General features: G+C 69.0%; 17 protein-coding genes. 13 read left to right on the plus strand and 4 right to left on the minus strand.

Features of this window, described 5'->3' with window-relative positions:
* Positions 1–23 precede the first annotated feature (23 nt).
* Positions 24–908, minus strand: coding sequence for a PAC2 family protein (locus AB0I43_RS24075; RefSeq protein ID WP_356974517.1), 885 nt, complete (start codon positions 906–908; stop codon positions 24–26).
* Between the two features lie 153 nt (positions 909–1,061).
* On the opposite strand from AB0I43_RS24075, the gene metH reads away from it, so the two are divergent.
* The 10 genes from metH to AB0I43_RS24125 all read left to right on the plus strand — a co-directional run bounded on the left by metH (position 1,062) and on the right by AB0I43_RS24125 (position 13,575).
* Entirely contained in the window at positions 1,062–4,658 is a 3,597-nt protein-coding gene (gene metH, locus AB0I43_RS24080) for a methionine synthase (protein WP_356974516.1), read from the plus strand.
* 262 nt (positions 4,659–4,920) lie between these two features.
* The gene (locus AB0I43_RS24085; protein ID WP_357432641.1) at positions 4,921–6,516 is read left to right on the plus strand and encodes a serine/threonine-protein kinase; all 1,596 of its coding nucleotides are present in this window, start codon (positions 4,921–4,923) and stop codon (positions 6,514–6,516) included.
* A gap of 58 nt (positions 6,517–6,574) precedes the next feature.
* Positions 6,575–7,246: an HAD family phosphatase gene (locus AB0I43_RS24090; protein ID WP_356974574.1), complete on the plus strand. Its 672-nt coding sequence runs from the start codon at positions 6,575–6,577 to the stop codon at positions 7,244–7,246.
* 159 nt (positions 7,247–7,405) lie between these two features.
* Positions 7,406–8,269 carry an arpA protein gene (locus AB0I43_RS24095; protein WP_356974514.1) on the plus strand — a complete coding sequence of 288 codons (864 nt, stop codon included), beginning with the start codon at positions 7,406–7,408 and terminating at the stop codon, positions 8,267–8,269.
* Positions 8,270–8,302: 33 nt separating this feature from the next.
* Positions 8,303–9,136 (plus strand): class I SAM-dependent methyltransferase, encoded by an 834-nt coding sequence (locus tag AB0I43_RS24100; protein ID WP_356974513.1) that lies wholly within the window; start codon positions 8,303–8,305, stop codon positions 9,134–9,136.
* Positions 9,133–10,953, plus strand: a complete 1,821-nt coding sequence (locus AB0I43_RS24105) for a choline/carnitine O-acyltransferase (protein WP_356974512.1) — start codon at positions 9,133–9,135, stop codon at positions 10,951–10,953. Before AB0I43_RS24100 ends, AB0I43_RS24105 begins: the two co-directional genes overlap by 4 nt.
* Before the next feature lie 69 nt (positions 10,954–11,022).
* Entirely contained in the window at positions 11,023–11,286 is a 264-nt protein-coding gene (locus AB0I43_RS24110; RefSeq protein WP_194813789.1) for a phosphoribosyl-ATP diphosphatase, read from the plus strand.
* Between the two features lie 46 nt (positions 11,287–11,332).
* Entirely contained in the window at positions 11,333–12,184 is an 852-nt protein-coding gene (gene hisG, locus AB0I43_RS24115) for an ATP phosphoribosyltransferase (RefSeq protein ID WP_356974511.1), read from the plus strand.
* 96 nt (positions 12,185–12,280) lie between these two features.
* Positions 12,281–12,433 (plus strand): hypothetical protein, encoded by a 153-nt coding sequence (locus AB0I43_RS24120; protein WP_356974510.1) that lies wholly within the window; start codon positions 12,281–12,283, stop codon positions 12,431–12,433.
* Positions 12,418–13,575: a putative sulfate exporter family transporter gene (locus AB0I43_RS24125; protein WP_356974509.1), complete on the plus strand. Its 1,158-nt coding sequence runs from the start codon at positions 12,418–12,420 to the stop codon at positions 13,573–13,575. Before AB0I43_RS24120 ends, AB0I43_RS24125 begins: the two co-directional genes overlap by 16 nt.
* A gap of 10 nt (positions 13,576–13,585) precedes the next feature.
* On the opposite strand, the gene AB0I43_RS24130 is transcribed toward AB0I43_RS24125, so the two are convergent.
* Positions 13,586–14,491: a RecB family exonuclease gene (locus AB0I43_RS24130; RefSeq protein ID WP_356974508.1), complete on the minus strand. Its 906-nt coding sequence runs from the start codon at positions 14,489–14,491 to the stop codon at positions 13,586–13,588.
* 55 nt (positions 14,492–14,546) lie between these two features.
* Between AB0I43_RS24130 and AB0I43_RS24135 the strand changes: the two genes are divergently transcribed.
* Positions 14,547–15,380: a tRNA (adenine-N1)-methyltransferase gene (locus tag AB0I43_RS24135; protein WP_356974507.1), complete on the plus strand. Its 834-nt coding sequence runs from the start codon at positions 14,547–14,549 to the stop codon at positions 15,378–15,380.
* 7 nt (positions 15,381–15,387) lie between these two features.
* Here AB0I43_RS24135 and AB0I43_RS24140 read toward each other — a convergent pair whose 3' ends face one another.
* Positions 15,388–15,864, minus strand: coding sequence for a hypothetical protein (locus tag AB0I43_RS24140; RefSeq protein WP_356974506.1), 477 nt, complete (start codon positions 15,862–15,864; stop codon positions 15,388–15,390).
* A gap of 214 nt (positions 15,865–16,078) precedes the next feature.
* Between AB0I43_RS24140 and arc the strand changes: the two genes are divergently transcribed.
* A complete protein-coding gene (gene arc, locus AB0I43_RS24145; RefSeq protein WP_356974505.1) occupies positions 16,079–17,839 on the plus strand; it encodes a proteasome ATPase in 1,761 nt (586 codons plus the stop codon).
* A gap of 166 nt (positions 17,840–18,005) precedes the next feature.
* Positions 18,006–18,626, plus strand: coding sequence for a hypothetical protein (locus AB0I43_RS24150; RefSeq protein ID WP_356974504.1), 621 nt, complete (start codon positions 18,006–18,008; stop codon positions 18,624–18,626).
* 52 nt (positions 18,627–18,678) lie between these two features.
* On the opposite strand, the gene AB0I43_RS24155 is transcribed toward AB0I43_RS24150, so the two are convergent.
* Positions 18,679–19,371: a peptidylprolyl isomerase gene (locus tag AB0I43_RS24155; RefSeq protein WP_356974503.1), complete on the minus strand. Its 693-nt coding sequence runs from the start codon at positions 19,369–19,371 to the stop codon at positions 18,679–18,681.
* Positions 19,372–19,438: the final 67 nt, after the last annotated feature.

The raw sequence follows: 19,438 nt of genomic DNA on the forward strand, positions 1-19,438 counted from the left end.
GCGCCCGCGTGGTGACAGCGTGGTCAGAGCCCGAAACTCCCGGGGCCCCGGCGGCGCAGGTACTTCTCGAATTCGGCGGCGATGGCGTCACCATCGATCTTGGAGATGGCCTCGTTCATGTCGACCGCCGCGTCGCCGCGCTCTTCCAGCGAGCGCACGTACTCGCTGATCTCCTCGTCGCCGACGGTCATCTCGTTGACGGCCGTCTCCCAGTCTTCGGCCTGCGTGGGCAGTTCGCCGAGCGGGACCTCGATGTCGAGCACATCCTCGACGCGATGCAGCAGGGCGATGGTGGCTTTCGGATTCGGCGGCTGCGACACGTAGTGCGGCACCGCCGCCCAGAACGACACGGCGGGCACGCCGGCGCGCACGCACTGATCCTGCAGGACCCCGGTGATACCGGTCGGTCCTTCGTAACGGGTCTGCTCCAGGTTGAAGCGCTCGGCGGCTTCCTTGCTGTAGGCGGACCCGGTGACCGGAACCGGCCGGGTATGCGGGGTGTCGGCGAGTAACGCGCCGAGGATGACCACCGTCTGCACACCCAGCTGCTCGATCATCGCGAGCAGTTCGCCGCAAAAGCTGCGCCAGCGCATGTTGGGCTCGATCCCGCGCAGCAGCACCACATCACGCTCGCTGCCCGGCGGCGAGCACACCGACAGGCTGGTGGACGGCCACTGGATTTCCCTGGTCACGCCGTCGACCTGGCGCACCGTCGGGCGGTTCACCTGGTAGTCGTAGTAGTCCTCGGAATCGAGTTCGGCTAGCGGTTCGGCGTCCCAGATCAGTTCCAAATGCTCGACCGCGCCACTGGCCGCGTCACCCGCGTCGTTCCAGCCCTCGAAGGCGGCGACCAGCACGGGATCCCGCAGCGTCGGCAGTTCCGACTCGGGAGTTTCACTGGGGTTCACCCGTTCACCCTACGGTGTGGGCACGACAGGCGCTGTCTCATAGCGGAAGGACACGGCCGGGTCCCGGGCCGCCGTGTGGTCTGGCCCACGTACCCCTCACCTGCACCGGTGCGGCTCGTCGGCCTGTCGGCCCCGACCTTTAGGCTTGTACGCATGTCTGCGCCCCGATCCGCCGCGTTCGATACCACGCTTCTCGACACGCTGTCCCGCCGTGTCGTCATCGGCGACGGTGCGATGGGCACCATGCTGCAGGCCGCGGATCTGAGCCTCGACGATTTCCGCGGCCTCGAGGGCTGCAACGAAATCCTCAACGAGACCCGCCCCGACGTGCTGCGCCACATCCACCGCGCCTACTACGAGGCGGGCGCGGACGCGGTCGAGACCAACACCTTCGGCTGCAACCTGCCCAACCTGGCCGATTACGACATCGCCGACCGCATCCGCGATCTGTCCGAACGCGGCACCCGCCTGGCCCGCGAGGTCGCCGACGAGATGGGCCCCTCCGCCGACGGCACCCCCCGCTACGTGCTGGGCTCGATGGGGCCGGGCACCAAGCTGCCGACCCTGGGCCACGCCCCCTACACCGTGCTGCGCGACGCCTACGTCGAGGCCGCGCTCGGCATGCTCGACGGCGGCGCCGACGCGATCCTGGTGGAGACCTGCCAGGACCTGCTCCAGGTCAAGGCCGCGATCACCGGCAGCCACCGCGCCATGGCCCAGGCTGGGCGCCGCATCCCGATCATCACCCACGTCACCGTGGAGACCACCGGCACCATGCTGGTCGGTTCCGAGATCGGCGCGGCGCTGGCCGCGCTCGAGCCGCTGGGCATCGACATGATCGGCCTGAACTGCGCCACCGGCCCCGACGAGATGAGCGAGCACCTGCGCCATCTGTCCAAGCACGCGCAGCTGCCGGTGTCGGTGATGCCGAACGCGGGCCTGCCGGTGCTGGGCGCCAATGGCGCCGAATACCCCTTGACGCCCGAGGAATTGGCGATCGCGCTGCGCGGGTTCGTCTCCGAGTACGGGCTGGCCCTGGTCGGCGGCTGCTGCGGCACCACCCCCGAGCACATCCGCCAGGTCACCGCGGCGGTGCGCGAGGTGGAGCAGTCGCTGCCGGTGATCGGCGAGCGCCGCCGGCCCGAGCACGAGCCGAGCGTGTCCTCGATGTACACCGCGGTCCCGTTCGAGCAGGACGCCTCGATCCTGATGATCGGCGAACGCACCAACGCCAACGGCTCCAAAGCCTTCCGCGAGGCCATGCTGGCCGAGGACTGGCAGAAGTGCCTCGATATCGCCAAGGACCAGACCCGCGACGGCGCCCACATGCTCGACCTGTGCGTCGACTACGTCGGGCGCGACGGGGTCAAGGATATGGAAGCCCTGGCCGCGCGCCTGGCCACCGCCTCCACCCTGCCGATCATGCTCGACTCCACCGAAACCCCGGTCCTGCAAGCCGGTTTGGAGCACCTGGGCGGACGCTGCGCGGTGAACTCGGTGAACTACGAGGACGGCGACGGCCCCGAATCCCGCTTCCAGCAGACCATGGCCCTGGTCGCCGAACACGGCGCCGCGGTCGTCGCGCTGACCATCGACGAGGAAGGCCAGGCCCGCACCGCCGAGAAGAAGGTCGAGATCGCCGAACGGCTGATCGCCGACATCACCGGCAACTGGGGCCTGCTCGAATCCGACATCATCATCGACACGCTCACCTTCACCCTGGGTACCGGGCAGGAGGAGTCCCGCAAAGACGGCATCGAAACCATCGAGGCCATCCGGTTGCTCAAGCAGAGGCATCCGGAAGTCCAGACCACCCTGGGGCTGTCGAACATCTCCTTCGGCTTGAATCCGGCCGCACGCCAGGTGCTGAACTCGGTGTTCATGAACGAGTGCGTGGAAGCCGGGCTGGATTCGGCGATCGTGCACGCCTCCAAGATCCTGCCGATGGCGCGGATCCCCGAGGAACAGCGCCAGACCGCGCTGGATCTGGTCTATGACCGCCGCGGCGAGGACTACGACCCGCTGCAGAAACTCATGGCGCTGTTCGAAGGCGTCTCGGCGTCCTCGTCCAAGGCCTCACGCGCGGAGGAACTGGCGGCGCTGCCGCTGTTCGAACGCCTGGAACGCCGCATCGTCGATGGTGAGAAGGCCGGTATGGAAGCCGACCTGGACGCGGCCATGGCCGAGGTGCCGCCGCTGCGGATCATCAACGAAACCCTGCTCTCGGGCATGAAGACCGTCGGTGAGCTGTTCGGTTCGGGTCAGATGCAGCTGCCGTTCGTGCTGCAGTCCGCCGAGGTGATGAAAACCGCGGTGGCCTACCTGGAACCGCACATGGAGGCCACCGACGACAGCGGCAAGGGCCGCATCGTGCTGGCCACGGTCAAGGGCGACGTGCACGACATCGGCAAGAACCTGGTCGACATCATCTTGTCCAACAACGGCTACGAGGTCGTGAACCTGGGCATCAAGCAGCCGATCGCGACGATCCTCGACGCCGCGGTGGACAAGAAAGCCGACGTCATCGGCATGTCCGGGCTGCTGGTGAAGTCCACGGTGATCATGAAGGAGAACCTGCAGGAGCTCAACGCCAAGGGCGTGGCCGAGCAGTACCCGGTGCTGCTCGGCGGCGCGGCGCTGACCAGGGCTTACGTCGAACACGATTTGACCGAGGTCTACCAGGGCGATGTGCACTACGCCCGCGACGCGTTCGAGGGCCTGCGGCTGATGGACGAGATCATGACCGTCAAGCGGGGTGGCGGGCTCGATCCGGACAGCCCCGAAGCCGTCGCGGCCCGGGAGAAGATCGCCGAGCGCAAGGCCCGCCACGAGCGGTCCAAGCGGATCGCCGAGGAGCGCAAGGCCAAAGAGGTGCCGATCGTGGTGCCCGAGCGCTCGGACGTGGCCGCCGACCTGCCCGTGCCGATGCCGCCGTTCTGGGGCACCCGCGTCGTGAAGGGGCTTGCGCTGCAGGAATACTCGGGGCTGCTCGACGAGCGGGCGCTGTTCCTGGGGCAGTGGGGTCTGCGTGGCCAGCGCGGCGGGGAGGGCCCCAGCTACGAAGAACTGGTCGAGACCGAGGGCCGCCCCCGGCTGCGTTACTGGCTGGACCGGCTCGCCACCGAGAACGTGCTCCAGCACGCCGCGGTGGTCTACGGGTATTTCCCGGCGGTGTCCGAAGGCGACGAGGTCATCGTGCTCACCGAGCCCAGCCCCGACGCGCCGGAACGCTACCGGTTCCGGTTCCCGCGCCAGCAGCGCGACCGGTTCCTGTGCATCGCCGACTTCATCCGCTCGCGCGCGAAGGCCCGCGAGACCGGGCAGGTCGATGTGCTGCCGTTCCAGCTGGTCACCATGGGCCAGCCGATCGCCGATTTCGCCAACGAACTCTTCGCCGGCGACAACTACCGCGATTACCTCGAGGTGCACGGCATCGGCGTGCAGCTCACCGAGGCGCTCGCGGAGTACTGGCACCGGCGCGTGCGCGAGGAACTGACGGTGGAAGGGCACGCGGTCGCGGAGTCCGATCCCGCCGACGTGCAGGAGTACTTCAAGCTCGGTTACCGCGGCGCGCGGTACTCCTTCGGCTACGGCGCCTGCCCGGACCTGGAGGATCGCGCCAAAATGGTGGACCTGCTGGAGGCCAACCGGATCGGTGTCGTGCTCTCCGAAGAGCTGCAGCTGCACCCCGAACAGTCCACCGACGCGTTCGTGCTGCTGCACCCGGAGGCGAAGTACTTCAACGCTTGAGTAATCCGACCGGTGGGGACGTTGTGACGGTTCTCACCGGTTCCCGCCCGGTCGCCGTCCGCGTAATCGCATGTCGCGGAACGGTTATCCGGTACCGGCAGGTACGAGTTCGGGCCCACCGGCAGGAATTATCCGGCGAGTTGGTGGATGTCTGTCGGGTGGGTATGCCATTGTCGATGCTGTTGCAACTGCATCCGGGGCAGTCGGCGGATGCGAACGCCACTGCCCTGAGCTCGGCTGAAAGCAGGAGGGGCACAACCCAATGACGGCGGACCGGTTGATTGCTGGACGGTATCGGCTCACGGATCCGATCGGCACCGGCGCCATGGGTGTGGTGTGGCGTGCCACCGATGTCCGACTACGCCGGACGGTCGCGGTCAAACAGCTGATCCTGGGCCCCGGGCTGTCGCGCTCGGCCGCGCTCGAGGCCAAGCTCAGAGCCATGCGGGAGGGCCGGATCGCGGCCCGCCTGCACCATCCCAACGCCATCACGGTGTTCGACGTGGCCGAGGAAGACGGCCAGCCGTGGCTGGTCATGGAATACATGAACGCGCCCAGCCTGGCGGCGAAACTGTCCGGGCATCAGACTCTCCCGCCCGGCGAAGTGGCGCGCATCGGCGCGCAGGCGGCGGCCGCGCTGTCCGCCGCGCACGAGGCGGGCATCATGCACCGCGACGTCAAGCCCGCCAACCTGCTGGTCGCCGACGACGGCACGGTGAAGATCACCGACTTCGGCATCTCCCGCGCGGTCGGCGACGTCACCGTCACCGCGACCGGTTTCCTCGCGGGCACCCCCGCCTACCTGGCCCCCGAGGTGGCGCGCGGGGAGAACCCGGAGCCCTCCTCCGATGTCTTCGCCCTCGGTTCGACGCTGTACGCGGCCGTCGAGGGCAGCCCGCCGTTCGGTGAGGGCGACAATCCGCTGGCCGTGCTGCACTCGGTGGCGCGCGGGGAGATCCCGGCGCCGAAGCAGGCCGGTGAGCTGGCTCCGGTGCTGATGCGCCTGCTCGCGCCCGTCATCGATGCGCGCCCGACCATGCGGGAGGCCCGCGAGGCGCTGGAAGCCGTTGCGGCGGGCCGGGTTCCGGCCCTGGCCGCGGCGCCGGTGAGCACCAAGGTGATGCCCGCGCCCGGCGGGGACGCGACGACCGTGCTGGCCGCGCCCGGGAAGCCGGAATCCGGGCCCACCGAGTTCATTCCGGCCACGCCGGTCGCCGCGCCGCCGCCCCCGCCACCGGCCCGGCGCGACGACACGCTGCGCGGCGGGCCGGGGGAGAGCGGGCCCAGCAAGCAGATGCTGGCCTTGGTGGCCGTGGCGGCGGTCGCCGTGCTGCTGGCTGCGGTGCTGCTGTGGACGCGCAACGGCGGCGAGGACACGCCGCCGACCGCCCAGCAGAGCACCACCGGCGAACCGGCCGCGCCCTCGGCCTCGGCGCAGGGCGTGGCACCCGTGCAACCGCCCGCTTCCACGACCACCACCGCACCCCCGAGTTCCTCGACGACCACCCCGCCGCCGAGCACCACCACGCCACCGCCCACCACGACGGCCGGCCCGCCCACCCCCGAGCAGATCGCCCAGTTCATCCAGGGCTACTACGGGATGCTGCCGGGCAACATCGACGGCGCGTGGAGCCAGCTGTCCCCGTCCTACCAGGCGCAGACCGGCGGGCTCGGGGCCTACACCTCCTTCTGGCGCTCGATCCGCTCGGTGCGGGTCAACAGCGTGAACCCGAGCGGTGACGGCGCGACCGCGTCGATCTCCTACGTCAAGACCAACGGGCAGACCAGCACCGAGAATCGCTGGTTCCGGGTGTCCTCGGAAGGCGGCCGGCTCCTGATCACGGCCTCCAGCGCCTGACCGTTACCCTGGACAACGATCCGGCGCCCGCCGGGCGTGGACCGCAGGAGAGACACCGATCGTGACAGCGCTGGCCGCCGTGCTCTGGGATATGGATGGCACGCTGCTCGACTCGGAGAAGCTCTGGGACATCGGGGTGCGCGAGCTGGCGCGCGAACTCGGGCACGAGATGACCGACGAGATCCGGCACGCGCTGATCGGCTCGGCCGGTCCGGACGCGATGCGCATCATCTTCACCGGTCTCGGGCTGGAGCCGACGGTGGCCGAGGTCGAGGAGGCGCGGGTCTGGCTGGAGCGGCGCGTGGCCGAACTGATGACGGGCCCGATCCCGTGGCGGCCGGGCGCGAAGGATGCCCTGGCCATGGTCCGCGCCGCGGGCCTGTCCTCGGCGCTGGTCACCAACACCCAGCGTTCGCTGGCCGAATACGGCCTCGACACCCTGGGCCGCGAGTTCTTCGACATCTCCGTCTGCGGTGACGAGGTCCTGGCCGGCAAGCCCGACCCCGCCATCTACCGCCGCGCCGCCGAACTCCTCGGCGTCGACCCGAAACACTGTGTCGCCATCGAGGATTCCCCCACCGGCGCCCGCGCCGCCGAAGCCGCCGGCTGCGCCGTCCTGGTCATCCCCTGCGAAATCGCCGTCCCCCCGGCCCCGTCCCGCGTCTTCCGCGACACCCTCGTCGGCCTCACCCCCGCCGACCTCCACGCCATCCGCGCCCAGGTCCCCTGACCGTCGAGCTGCGCCGCGTTCGGCGGATTTGTCGCAGCACACAGTCGACGCTCGAGAGTTGTTGTCCGGCAAGACAACCGGTTCCTACGGTAACTGTGATGGTGCTCACGGGATGGCTAATCCGGAGCGTATCGGCCGCCGGTCGGCCAAGATTGCGCCATGACGGTGACGAGGGGCCTGGTAGAACTCGTCGACACCGCGCGCTATCCGCTCGCCGATCCGGCGGGTTCGGATCGGGCGGCGGTGGTGCAGCGGGCGCGCGCGGAGCTGGCCGAGCAGGGGTGCACGGTGCTGCGCGGATTCATCCGGCCCGAGCTGATCGAGACGCTGCGGGCCCAGGGCGCGGCGCTCGCGCCGCAGGCGCACTACGCGGTGGAGCAGGTCAACGCCTACAACATTCCGCTGGACGCCGAACTGCCGCACGATCATCCGGGGCGGATCGTGCTCGAGCGCGGCAACGCGTTCGTGGCCCGCGACCTGATCCCCGCCGACGCCCTGATCCATCAGCTCTACACCAGCACGGTGTTCCAGCGCTTCGTCGCCGACTGCTTCGGCCTGACCGAACTGCACGAATTCGCCGACCCGCTGGCCGGTCTGTGCCTGAACGTGGTGGCGCCCGGCATGTCTCACCCCTGGCACTTCGACACCAACGAGTTCACGGTCAGCATGCTCACCCAGCCCGCGGCGGCCGGCGGCGTCTTCGAGTACTGCCCGAAGATCCGCTCCCCGCACGCGGAGAACCTCGACGACGTCCGGGACGTGCTCACCGGTTCCGGAGACCGCCACATCCGCCGCCTGGAGCTCCGGCCCGGCGACCTGCAACTGTTCCAAGGCCGGTTCTCGCTACATCGAGTCTCACCGGTATCCGGTGCCGCACAACGGCATTCGGCGATCTTCGCCTATACCGACCGCCCCGGCGTGATCGGCACCGTGGAGCGCACCCGCCAACTGTTCGGCCGGGTCCTACCGGACCACCTGGCCGATCCGCGGCGCATGGTCCGCGGTGACCAACTGCTCGACTGAGCGATCGCGTCCGCTCGAGAGGAATCAACGACAGTGCCAGTGCCGTTGCATACCACCGGAAAAGCCTCCTTCGACCACATCTACGACCGCACCGATCCGCGCGAGTACTACACCCGGCTGGCCGATCTGGACTATCGCATCCCGGAATTGGCGCGACCGCACTTCGAACGGCAGATCGAGGAATGCCGGGCCGCGCTCGGCGGCACCGAGCTCACCGTCCTGGACATCGGCTGCTCCTACGGCGTGAACGCGGCGGTGCTGCGCCTGGGCAGCGACATGGCCGCCCTGGCCGAATATTACGGCGAGGCAGCCGAATTCCCGCGCGCGGAGCTGATCGCCCGGGACCGCGCCCGGCTGACCGTCGACGATCGACTACCCGGCGTCCGCTTCCTCGGCATGGACATCTCCGCGCCCGCGCTGGCCTACGCCCACGAGGCGGGCCTGCTGCACGAGACGGTGCACGCCGATCTCGAGGCCGCCGACCCGACCGCCGGGCAACAGCGCGCCCTGGCCACCGCCGACCTGGTGATCTCGACCGGATGCGTCGGCTACGTGACCGGCAGGACGCTGGCCCGGATCGCCTCCGCCCGCCCGCACCGGCGACCGTGGATGGCACATTTCGTGCTCCGCATGTTCGATTTCACCCCGATCGCCGCGACCCTGTCGACACTGGGATATCGCACCGTGCGCCTGCCGGGCATGTTCGAGCAGCGCCGCTTCGCTTTTCCCGAAGAACGGACCCAGGTGCTCGAGACCCTGACGACACAGGGCATCGACACCACCGGTTACGAAGACCAGGGCCGGCTCTACGCCACCCTGTACGTGTCGCGTCCCGAAACCGCATCGAATACGAGGAATCCCGAGTGAGTGATCGAACCTTCGCCGCCGACGACCAACTGCCCCGGGTGCCGTTGCCGACCCTGGAGGACAGCTGCGATCGATTCCTCCGGTGGTGCGCGCCGCTGCTGAACGCCGAGGAACTCGCCGCCACCGAAGCCGCGGTCGCCGACCTGCTCCGGCCCGGCGGCCCCGGCCGGACCCTGCACGCGGCCCTCGAGGAATACGATCGCACCCCCGGCGTGGGCAGCTGGCTCGACCTGTTCTGGCCCTCGCGTTACCTCGGCCGCCGCGACCGGATCGCGTTGAACGCCAACTTCTTCTTCCTCTTCCGCGACGACACCGCGCTGGCCGCCTCCACCGACGCGGCCCAGGTGAACCGGGCGGCCGCGATCGTCTCGGCCGCCGTCGCCTACAAGCTCGCGCTGGACGAGGAGGCGATCGAGCCGGCCACCCAGCGCGGTCAGCAGCTCTCGATGTGGCAGCACAAGTACCTGTTCTCCGAGACCCGGATTCCCGGCGCGGAGCAGGACAGCGTGCGGGTGCCCTACAGCGACGCCTGGCCGGGACCGTCCGACGCGCGGCACATCGTCGTGTTCTGCCGCGGCAACGCGTTCCGCCTGGACGTGGTCGGCCCGGGCGGCGAACCCTACGCGCCCGCCGACCTCGCGGACGCGCTGCGGGCCGTGCTGGACACCGCGACCCCCGCACCCGAGGGCACCGCCGTCGGGCACCTGACCACCAAGGCCCGGGCCGAATGGGCCGCCGACAGAACGGCCTTGCGCGCCGAACCGGCCAATGTCGCGGCCCTGGAGACCATCGAAACCGCCCTGTTCTGCCTGTGCCTGGACGATCTCGCGCCGGAAGACGCCTTGCCGGCCTGCGATCAGCTCCTGCACGGCGACAGCGGTAGCCGCTGGTTCGACAAGGCGGTGTCGTTCATCGTGTTCGCCGACGGCCGCGCGGGCATCAATGTCGAGCACTGCGGCCTGGACGGCACCACCATCCTGTCCTTCGTGGATCACCTGCTCGAGACCCCGGTCACCGAGCACACCGCCCGCTCCGGTGCCCGCGAACAGGGCGCGCCGACGCCCGAGCCGATCGAATTCGTGCTGGACGACGCCCTGCGCGCCGCCGTCACGGCCGCCGGCGCCGACTTCGCCGAGTACGCCGCGGCCAACGCCACCACCACGGTCTCGTTCGAAGACTTCGGCACTACCCGCGCCAAGCAGCTGGGCATCTCCCCGGACGCGTTCGCGCAGCTGAGCTACCAGCTCGCGCACCGGCGCAGCAAGGGGTTCACCGGCGCCACCTACGAATCCATCGCCACCCGGCAGTGGCGCGACGGCCGCACCGAGGCGATGCGGGTGGTGACCCCGGAGATGGTGGCCTTCGTCGACGCGATGCAGAACCCCGCCGCTGACCAGGACCAGCGCCGGCAAGCGGCCGCGCACGCGGCCCGCGCGCACGTCGAGCGGGCCAAACAGTGCCAGGCGGGCGACGCGCCCGAACAGCACCTGTGGGAACTGCAGTGGATCCAGCGCCGCCGTGGCGCGGACCTGGGCGTCACCGAGCCGATCCCGCTCTACGACAGCCCCGGCTGGGTGATCATGCGCAACGACTACCTGAGCACCAGTTCGGCGCCCTCGGTCAACATCCAGTACTTCGGTTTCGGTTCCACCAGCCCGACCTGCATCGGCATCGCCTACGTGCTGCTGCCGGACCGCTGGAACCTCTACCTCGCGACACCGGAACCGGTGGCCGATCAGATGCACGCCTTCGCCGGGCACCTGCGCACGGCGGTCGCGGATCTGACGGCGCTGCTCAGCGCGGCAGACGCGGCCTGAGAAGGCACAGCGGCGGACGCGGCCGGGGTGAGCAACCCGGCCGCATCCGGGTCTGAAAGAATCGTCGCCGTGAAGAACTTCGAATCCCTGTTCGCCGAGCTGCAGGATCGTGCCGCCACCCGCCCCGCGGGCTCCGGCACCGTGGCCGCATTGGACGCCGGCGTGCATGCCCAGGGTAAGAAGGTGCTCGAGGAGGCCGGTGAGGTCTGGCTGGCCGCCGAGCACGAGAGCGACGAGTCGCTCGCCGAGGAGATCTCGCAGCTGCTCTACTGGGTGCAGGTGCTGATGGTGGGCCGGGGGCTGAAGCTCGAAGACGTGTACCGACATCTGTGATGTCCGCACCTCTTCCCGCTGACCCTCCCCGAAAGGAACCCCTCCCATGCTGCGCGTCGCAGTCCCCAACAAAGGCGCTCTCTCCGAATCCGCGACTTCGATCCTGGCCGAGGCCGGGTACCGCAAGCGCACCGATTCCCGCGATCTGACCGTTCTCGATCCGGCCAACCAGGTGGAGTTCTTCTTCCTGCGGCCCAAGGACATCGCCATCTACGTGGGCTCCGGCGAGCTCGACCTCGGCATCACCGGGCGCGATCTGGCGCTGGATTCCGGTGCGCCGGTGCAGGAACGGCTCTCGCTCGGCTTCGGCCGGTCCACCTTCCGCTACGCCGCGCCCGCCGGGCGCGACTGGCAGGTCGCCAACCTGCAGGACAAGCGGATCGCGACCTCCTACCCGAACCTGGTGCTGAAGGATCTGCAGGCCAACGGCATCGAGGCCGAGGTGATCCGCCTGGACGGCGCGGTGGAGATCTCCATCCAGCTCGGTGTCGCCGACGCCATCGCCGACGTGGTCGGCTCGGGCCGCACCCTGCGCCAGCACAACCTGGTGCCGTTCGGCCCCTCGCTGTGTGATTCCGAGGGTGTGCTGATCGAGCAGGTCGGCTCCGACCAGAACGAGCGGGCCCGCAACCAGCTGATTGCCCGCGTCCAAGGCGTGGTCTTCGGCCAGCAGTACATCATGCTGGATTACGACTGCCCCAAGGAGCTGCTGGATCGGGCCGTCGAGATCACGCCCGGCCTGGAATCGCCCACCGTGTCCCCGCTGGCCGACGAGAACTGGGTCGCGATCCGGGCGATGGTGCCGCGCAAGCAGGGCAACGAGGTCATGGACCAGCTCGCCGATCTGGGCGCCAAGGCCATCCTGGCCTTCGACATCAGGTCGTGCCGCGCGTTCTAGAGCCACCGATGAATTCACGGTGAGCGCAACCGGTGTGCGCGGTTTTTCCGCGGCATAGGCTCCGTCCTCTCGATGAGGAACGCAAGGAGCAGCACCGTGTCACAGCCACCACCCGAGGAGAACTCGGGCCGTATCTTCACTTGGAGCGAGGACTGGCTGGCGGCGCTCGTCGGCCTGGTTCTCCTCGTGCTGGTCCTGGCCGGGGCGATCCCGGCCGGACTGGTTTCGCCGGAATGGCTGGTGAAGTGATGGCCGAGCAGGTGGCGCCGGAAACGCCGGTGCGGTCCGAAACGGCTGCGCTGCAGGCGATTCCCCGGCCCGGCAAAGGGGAGATCGCGGCGGGGCTCGCCGTGGTGCTGGTACTGGGGCTGGTGACCCGCTATCTCGACGCGCACGGGCCCGAATGGGCCAAGGGGACGCCGTTCCAGCGGATCGCCAAGTCGGTCGAGTTCCCCGTGTACGCGATCGCGCTCGGGCTGCTCGGCAATGTCGTCCTGACGAAACTGAATCTGCGCGAACGGCTTTCGGCGGGGTTCCGCACCGAGTTCTTCATCAAGACCGGTGTGGTGCTGCTCGGCGCCTCGATCAACCTGAAGATCCTGGTGACCGCCGCGGGGCCCTCGATCCTGCAGGCGCTGCTGCTGATCACCGTGGTGTTCGGGTTCACCTGGTGGTTCGGCGGGCTGCTCGGGCTGGACGACAAGTTGCGGGCGCTGCTGTCCTCGGCGGTGTCGATCTGCGGTGTGTCCGCCGCGATCGCCGCCGCCGGCGCGGTGCAGGCCAAGCGGGAGCAGATCGCCTACGCGGCCTCGCTGGTGATCATCTTCGCGCTGCCCTCGATCTTCGTCCTGCCGTGGCTGGCCGAGGTGCTCGGCCTGTCCGACGCGGTCGCGGGCGCGTGGATCGGCGGCAATATCGACACCACCGCGGCCGTCGCCGCCTCCGGCGCGCTGGCCGGGGAGGATGCGCTCAAGATCGCGACCATCGTCAAGACCACGCAGAACGCGCTGATCGGCATCGTGGCGATCGCCCTGACCGCCTACTTCACGCTGCGCGTGGAACGCCGCCCCGGCGCCGCCCGCCCCTCGGCCCGCCAGTTCTTCGAGCGCTTCCCGAAATTCGTGCTCGGTTTCGTCGCCGCCTCGATCATCGGCACCCTCTACCTGCAATCGGTGGACAAGAAGACCGGCGCCGCGCACATCGCCATCGTCAACGACCTGCGCACGTCCTTCCTGATCCTGGCCTTCGTCTCCATCGGCCTGGAGTTCTCCTTCCGCGGCCTGCGCGAAGCCGGCTGGCGCCCGATCGCCGTCTTCGGCTCCGCCGTCCTCGTCAACCTCCTTGCCGGCCTGGGCCTTTCGCTCCTGCTGTTCCGCAACTTCACCCTCTGACCGCGCGGGTTCAGTCGGTGACGGCGTCGGCCAGGGTTTCCGCCGGGGATTCCTGGCCGGTGGGCCAGCCGGGGTAGGGCGGGGGTGTGCCGCCGAAGGCGGGGCAGAGGGGTTTGTAGTCGCAGTAGCCGCAGAGCCAGCTGGTGGTCGGGGGGAAATCGCCGGTGCGGCCGGCCTCCAGGATGGCTTCCCAGAGGGCGGAGACGGTGCGTTCGAAGCGGGCGAGCTCTTCCGCGTCGGGGGCGTAGGTGAGCAGTTGCTCGTCGGCCAGGTAGATCAGGCGGAGCTGGGCGGGGAGGATGCCGCGGGTGCGTAACACCATGAGCGCGTAGAACTTCAGCTGGAACAGGGCCTTGGTTTCCTGGGCCAGGCCGGGGGCGCGGCCGGTCTTGTAATCGACCACGCGCAGCTCACCGGTCGGGGCGACATCGATGCGGTCGACGAAGCCGCGCAGCACCGCGCCGTCGCCCAGCTCCACCTCGACCAGGGCCTCGCGGGATTCGGGCTCGAACCGCCGCGGATCCTCGAGGCGATAGTAGGTATCGATCAGGGCGCGGACCTCGGCGAGAAACGGCTCCAGGCCGGACTCGGACACCAGCTCGGCGACCTCGGGGCGGCCCTGCTGGATCCGGCTCCAAGCGGGCTCGACCAACTCGGCCGCCCGCTCCGGCCCGCGCTCGGCGGCGGGCAGACCGTAGAGATCCTCCAGAACCGCGTGCACCACCGTCCCGCGCACCGCCCCGCGCGAGGGCGCCTCCGGAATCCGGTCGATCGCGCGCAGCCGGTACTTCAGCGGGCACTGTTTGAAATCGATTGCCCGCGAAGGCGACAGCGCGGGCCGGCGCCGCGCCGCACCGCGCTCCGGCCCGGCCTCAGGGGTGAGATCGGCGGGGGGCTTGCACGCGGACGCAGACATACCTGGCAGGCTATCCGGCGGCACCGACATAAAGACAGCAGGCGAACGGAGATACATGACGGCCAGACGGACCGGGCCTTTCACCATCGGCGACCGGGTACAGCTGACCGACGCCAAGGGTCGGCTCTACACGGTCGTCCTGGAGGAGGGCAAGGAGTTCCACACCCATCGCGGCGGCATCAAGCACGACAAGCTGATCGGCGCCGACGAGGGCAGCGTGGTCACCTCCACCAACGGCACGCCGTATCTGGCGCTGCGCCCGCTGCTGGTCGATTACGTGCTGTCGATGCCGCGCGGCGCGGCCGTCATCTACCCCAAGGACGCCGCCCAGATCGTGCACGAGGGCGACATGTTCCCCGGCGCGCGGGTGCTGGAGGCCGGCGCGGGCTCCGGCGCGCTGACGTGTTCGCTGTTGCGGGCGGTCGGCCCGCAGGGCGAGGTGATCTCCTACGAGATCCGCGACGACCACGCCGAGCACGCCGTCCGGAACGTGGAGACGTTCTTCGGCGAACGTCCGGCTAACTGGTCGCTCACGGTCGCCGACGTCGCGAACTACGACGGCGCGCCCGTCGACCGCGTCGTGCTGGACATGCTCGCCCCCTGGGACGCGCTGCCGGCGGTGTCCAAGGCGCTGGTCCCCGGCGGTGTGCTGATCGTCTATGTGGCGACTGTCACACAGCTGTCCAAGGTGGTCGAGGCGCTGCGCGAGCAGGAGTGCTGGACCGAGCCGCGGTCCTGGGAGTCGATGGTGCGCGGCTGGCACGTGGTCGGCCTCGCGGTGCGGCCCGAGCACCGTATGCAGGGCCACACCGCGTTCCTGGTGAGCGCGCGCCGCCTCGCCGAGGGCACGGTGACCCCGAAGCCGCAGCGGCGCCCCTCGAAGGGCTGAGGCCCGTCTAGGGGGCGCAGGGCGCGACGAACGCCAGCAGGGTGCAGGCGCTGGCATCCGACAGCTTCCACTTGCCGTCGACATGTTCCCAGGTCATGGGCATGGCGGGCGCGGAGCCGTGCGGGGAGGTGGTGACCACCTGGGCGGTCGCCTTGGTGCCCTCGACCTTCACCTCGCTGACCGCGAAGGTGAGCGCGCCGTAGCCGCCCAGCGCCTGGTTCATCGTCTCGATGTTGGCCTGCCGCTTGGCGCCGTCCACCACGACCGCGGTCTTGTCCGCGGTCGGCTTGGCCGGATCGGCCAGCAGGAGCAGCGTCGCCTGCAGGTCAGCGGCCGAAGGGGAGGCGACGGCGGAGTGATCGCCGTGACCCGCGGCACTTGTTGTCGCGGCGGTACTGGTGCCGGTGGCCGAGTCGGACTTATCGTCGGAACCACAGGCGGTCGCACCGGCCGTAACGGCAAGGGCTACTGCGGCGCTAGCCATACACAGGCGGATTTTCCTTGCGGGAAGGAGCATTGACTCAGCAACCTTTCGGCTCGATCGGCGAGCGCGCTCGCCAGGGTCGGGTTAGGGCAGGCTAACATGGAGTGAAGGCGGTCGATCGCAGCCCAGATGTGATCACGACGAAACCGTGTTGGAAGGCGAGAACCGTTCACGCCCGGTAGCGTTGATAGACCGGGACTGGGAGGAGCAGCACATGAGCCCCATCGAGAATTCGGATTCGGCGGCCTGGAGAGAGCTCGAGGCGGTACGCGCCGAAGCAGCTGCACTCCGGAGGCAACTCGCCGATTCACCCGATCGCGCACGGGAATTGGAAGCCCGCATCGATTCGCTGACCATTCGCAACACGAAGCTGATGGACACCCTCAAGGAAGCGCGGCAGCAACTCGTCGCGCTGCGCGAGGAAGTCGATCGGCTGGGTCAGCCGCCGAGCGGATACGGCGTTCTGATCGGCGTGTACGACGATCAGACGGTCGACGTGTTCACTTCCGGGCGCAAGATGCGGTTGACCTGTTCGCCGAACATCGACACCGCCACGCTGGAGTACGGCCAGACGGTCCGCCTCAACGAGGCGCTCACCGTCGTGGAGGCCGGCGTCTACGACGCGGTCGGCGAAATCGGCAGTCTGCGAGAGATTCTCGATGACGGCCGCCGGGCGCTGGTCGTCGGCCACGCCGACGAGGAGCGCGTCGTGTGGCTGGCGGGCCCGCTGGCCAAGCTGGCCGAGGACGACGATCTGGAAGATCCGGACCGCCCGATTCGCAAACTGCGCCCGGGCGATTCGCTGCTGGTGGACACCAAGGCCGGGTTCGCCTTCGAGCGCATTCCCAAGGCCGAGGTCGAGGATCTCGTGCTCGAGGAGGTGCCCGACGTCGATTACGGCGACATCGGCGGCCTGGGCCGGCAGATCGAGCAGATCCGCGACGCGGTGGAATTGCCGTTCCTGCACAAGGACCTGTTCCGCGAGTACGCGCTGCGCCCGCCCAAGGGCGTGCTGCTCTACGGCCCGCCCGGTTGCGGTAAGACGCTGATCGCCAAGGCCGTCGCCAATTCGCTGGCCAAGAAGATCGCCGAGGCGCGCGGTGAGGATGCCAAGGAGGCCAAGTCCTTCTTCCTCAACATCAAGGGCCCGGAGCTGCTCAACAAGTTCGTCGGTGAGACCGAGCGCCACATCCGGATCATCTTCCAGCGGGCGCGCGAGAAGGCCTCCGAGGGCACCCCGGTGATCGTGTTCTTCGACGAGATGGATTCGATCTTCCGCACCCGTGGTTCCGGTGTCTCCTCCGATGTGGAGACGACCGTTGTGCCGCAGCTGCTTTCGGAGATCGACGGCGTCGAGGGCCTGGAGAACGTCATCGTCATCGGCGCCTCCAACCGCGAGGACATGATCGACCCCGCGATCCTGCGCCCCGGCCGGCTCGACGTGAAGATCAAGATCGAGCGCCCGGACGCGGAATCCGCGCAGGACATCTTCTCCAAGTACCTGATCGACAACCTGCCGCTGCACGCCGACGATCTCGCCGAATTCGGCGGGGACAAGGCGGCCTGCCTGCACGCGATGATCGACCGGGTCGTGGAACGGATGTACGCCGAGAGCGAGGACAACCGCTTCCTGGAGGTCACCTACGCCAACGGTGACAAGGAGGTCCTCTACTTCAAGGACTTCAACTCCGGCGCCATGATCCAGAACATCGTGGACCGGGCCAAGAAGTACGCGATCAAGGCGGTCCTGGACAGCGGCAACCCGGGTCTGCGGATCCAGCATCTGTTCGATTCGATCGTGGACGAGTTCGCAGAGAACGAGGACTTGCCCAACACCACGAATCCCGATGACTGGGCCCGCATCTCGGGCAAGAAGGGTGAGCGGATCGTCTACATCCGCACGCTGGTGACGGGCAAGAACGCCAGCGCCAGCCGCGCCATCGATACCGAGTCGAATACGGGTCAGTACCTGTAGGCAAGGCGCATGTCGTGGAAGGCCGCGTTCCCTCGGGAGCGCGGCCTTTCCGCTGTCGCGGGTGATTCGGTTGCGCTGGGCCGGGTGGGGGCGATATTCGAGTGGCCGTGCACTGGAACCGGACATTCCGGGTAGCGTTTCCGGTGCAGATCGAGGAGGAGATCACATGACTTACCCGCCGCAGGAGCCCTATCCGGGCTCGCAGCAGCAGCCCTATCCCGGGTCGCCGGAGCCGTACCCGGCGTCGTATCAGCCGTACGGGCCCGGGGGCGGTACGAAACCGCCGGTGCCCTCGACGGTGCAGAACGCCTTCTACGCCATGATCGCGGGCGCGGTCCTCACCGTGCTGAGCACCCTGCTGGTCTTCACGCAGCTGGACGCCGTGCGCGATGCCGTGCAGGAGCAGGACGCCGCGCTGACCGATTCGCAGATCGACGGCCTGGTCGTGTTCTCGATCGCCGTCACGGTCGTCGTGAACGTGATCTCGGCGGGTCTGTGGATCTGGATGGCCTTCGCCACCCGGGCGGGCAAGAACTGGGCCCGGATCACCGCGTCGGTGCTGTTCGGCGTGAACACCCTGTTCACCTTGCTCGGTCTGGTCGGCTCGGGGGTGTTCGGCGCGAGCGAGAACGCCGTCGGCCTGATCTTCAGCGTGATCCTGTGGCTGGTCGGGCTGGCCGCGATCGTGCTGCTGTGGCTGAAGCAGTCCGCGCCGTACTTCAAGCCCGCGCCGCCGCCGGGGTACGGTCCGCCGCCGGGCTACGCGCCGCCGCCCGCGGGCGCGTAGCAATCGAAAAGGCCGCGCCCCCAACGGGACGCGGCCTTTGTCGTGTGCGGGGTCAGCTCTGCACGGCGACCGAATCGATCACGATGTCCGCGGCCGGCGCGCCGTCGCTCGCGCCGTCCTTGGTGCCGCCCTGGGCGATGGCGGTGAGCTTGTCCATGCCGCCGGTGATCTTGCCGAACGGGGTGTAGTTCGGCGGCAGCTGGGAGTCCTGGGTGACCAGGAAGAACTGGCTGCCGTTGGTGTTCGGCCCGGCATTGGCCATGGCGACGGTGCCGGCCGGGTAGGTCGCGCCGGCCAGGTTCTCGTCGGGGATCTTGTAGCCGGGGCCGCCGGTGCCCGTCCCGGTCGGATCGCCGCACTGCAGCACGAAGATGCCCTGGGTGGTCAGGCGGTGACAACGGGTGTGGTCGAAGTACTTCTCGTTGGACAGGAACACGAACGAGTTCACCGTGCGCGGCGCCTTCGCGGCGTCGAGGGCGATGGTCAGCGCGCCGCAGCTGGTGTTGAGGGTGGCGGTGTAGCTCGCGCCCGGGTCGATGGCCATCCCGGGCTCGGCGGGCCACTGCTGGTTGCCGGGCTGCCCGTTGTCCGGGGTGCAGTTCGGCACCGCCGCGGCGGCCTGCGGCATGGTGACCACGCCGCCGAGGCCGAGTGTCGCGAGCGCGGCGCCCGCGGCGAAAAGCCGTGCACCTCCTAGGATCCCCCCGTGCGTGCGGTGGCCGAAGTGCTGCTGTTCGCTGCTCAAGGTTCTCCAGTCTCCTTCATTCGGTTCACGCATCGGGCGATGCTCTGCGGCATCATGCCACCTCTGA

The sequence above is a fragment of the Nocardia sp. NPDC050435 genome (genome assembly GCF_040655395.1).
Taxonomy (GTDB): domain Bacteria; phylum Actinomycetota; class Actinomycetes; order Mycobacteriales; family Mycobacteriaceae; genus Nocardia.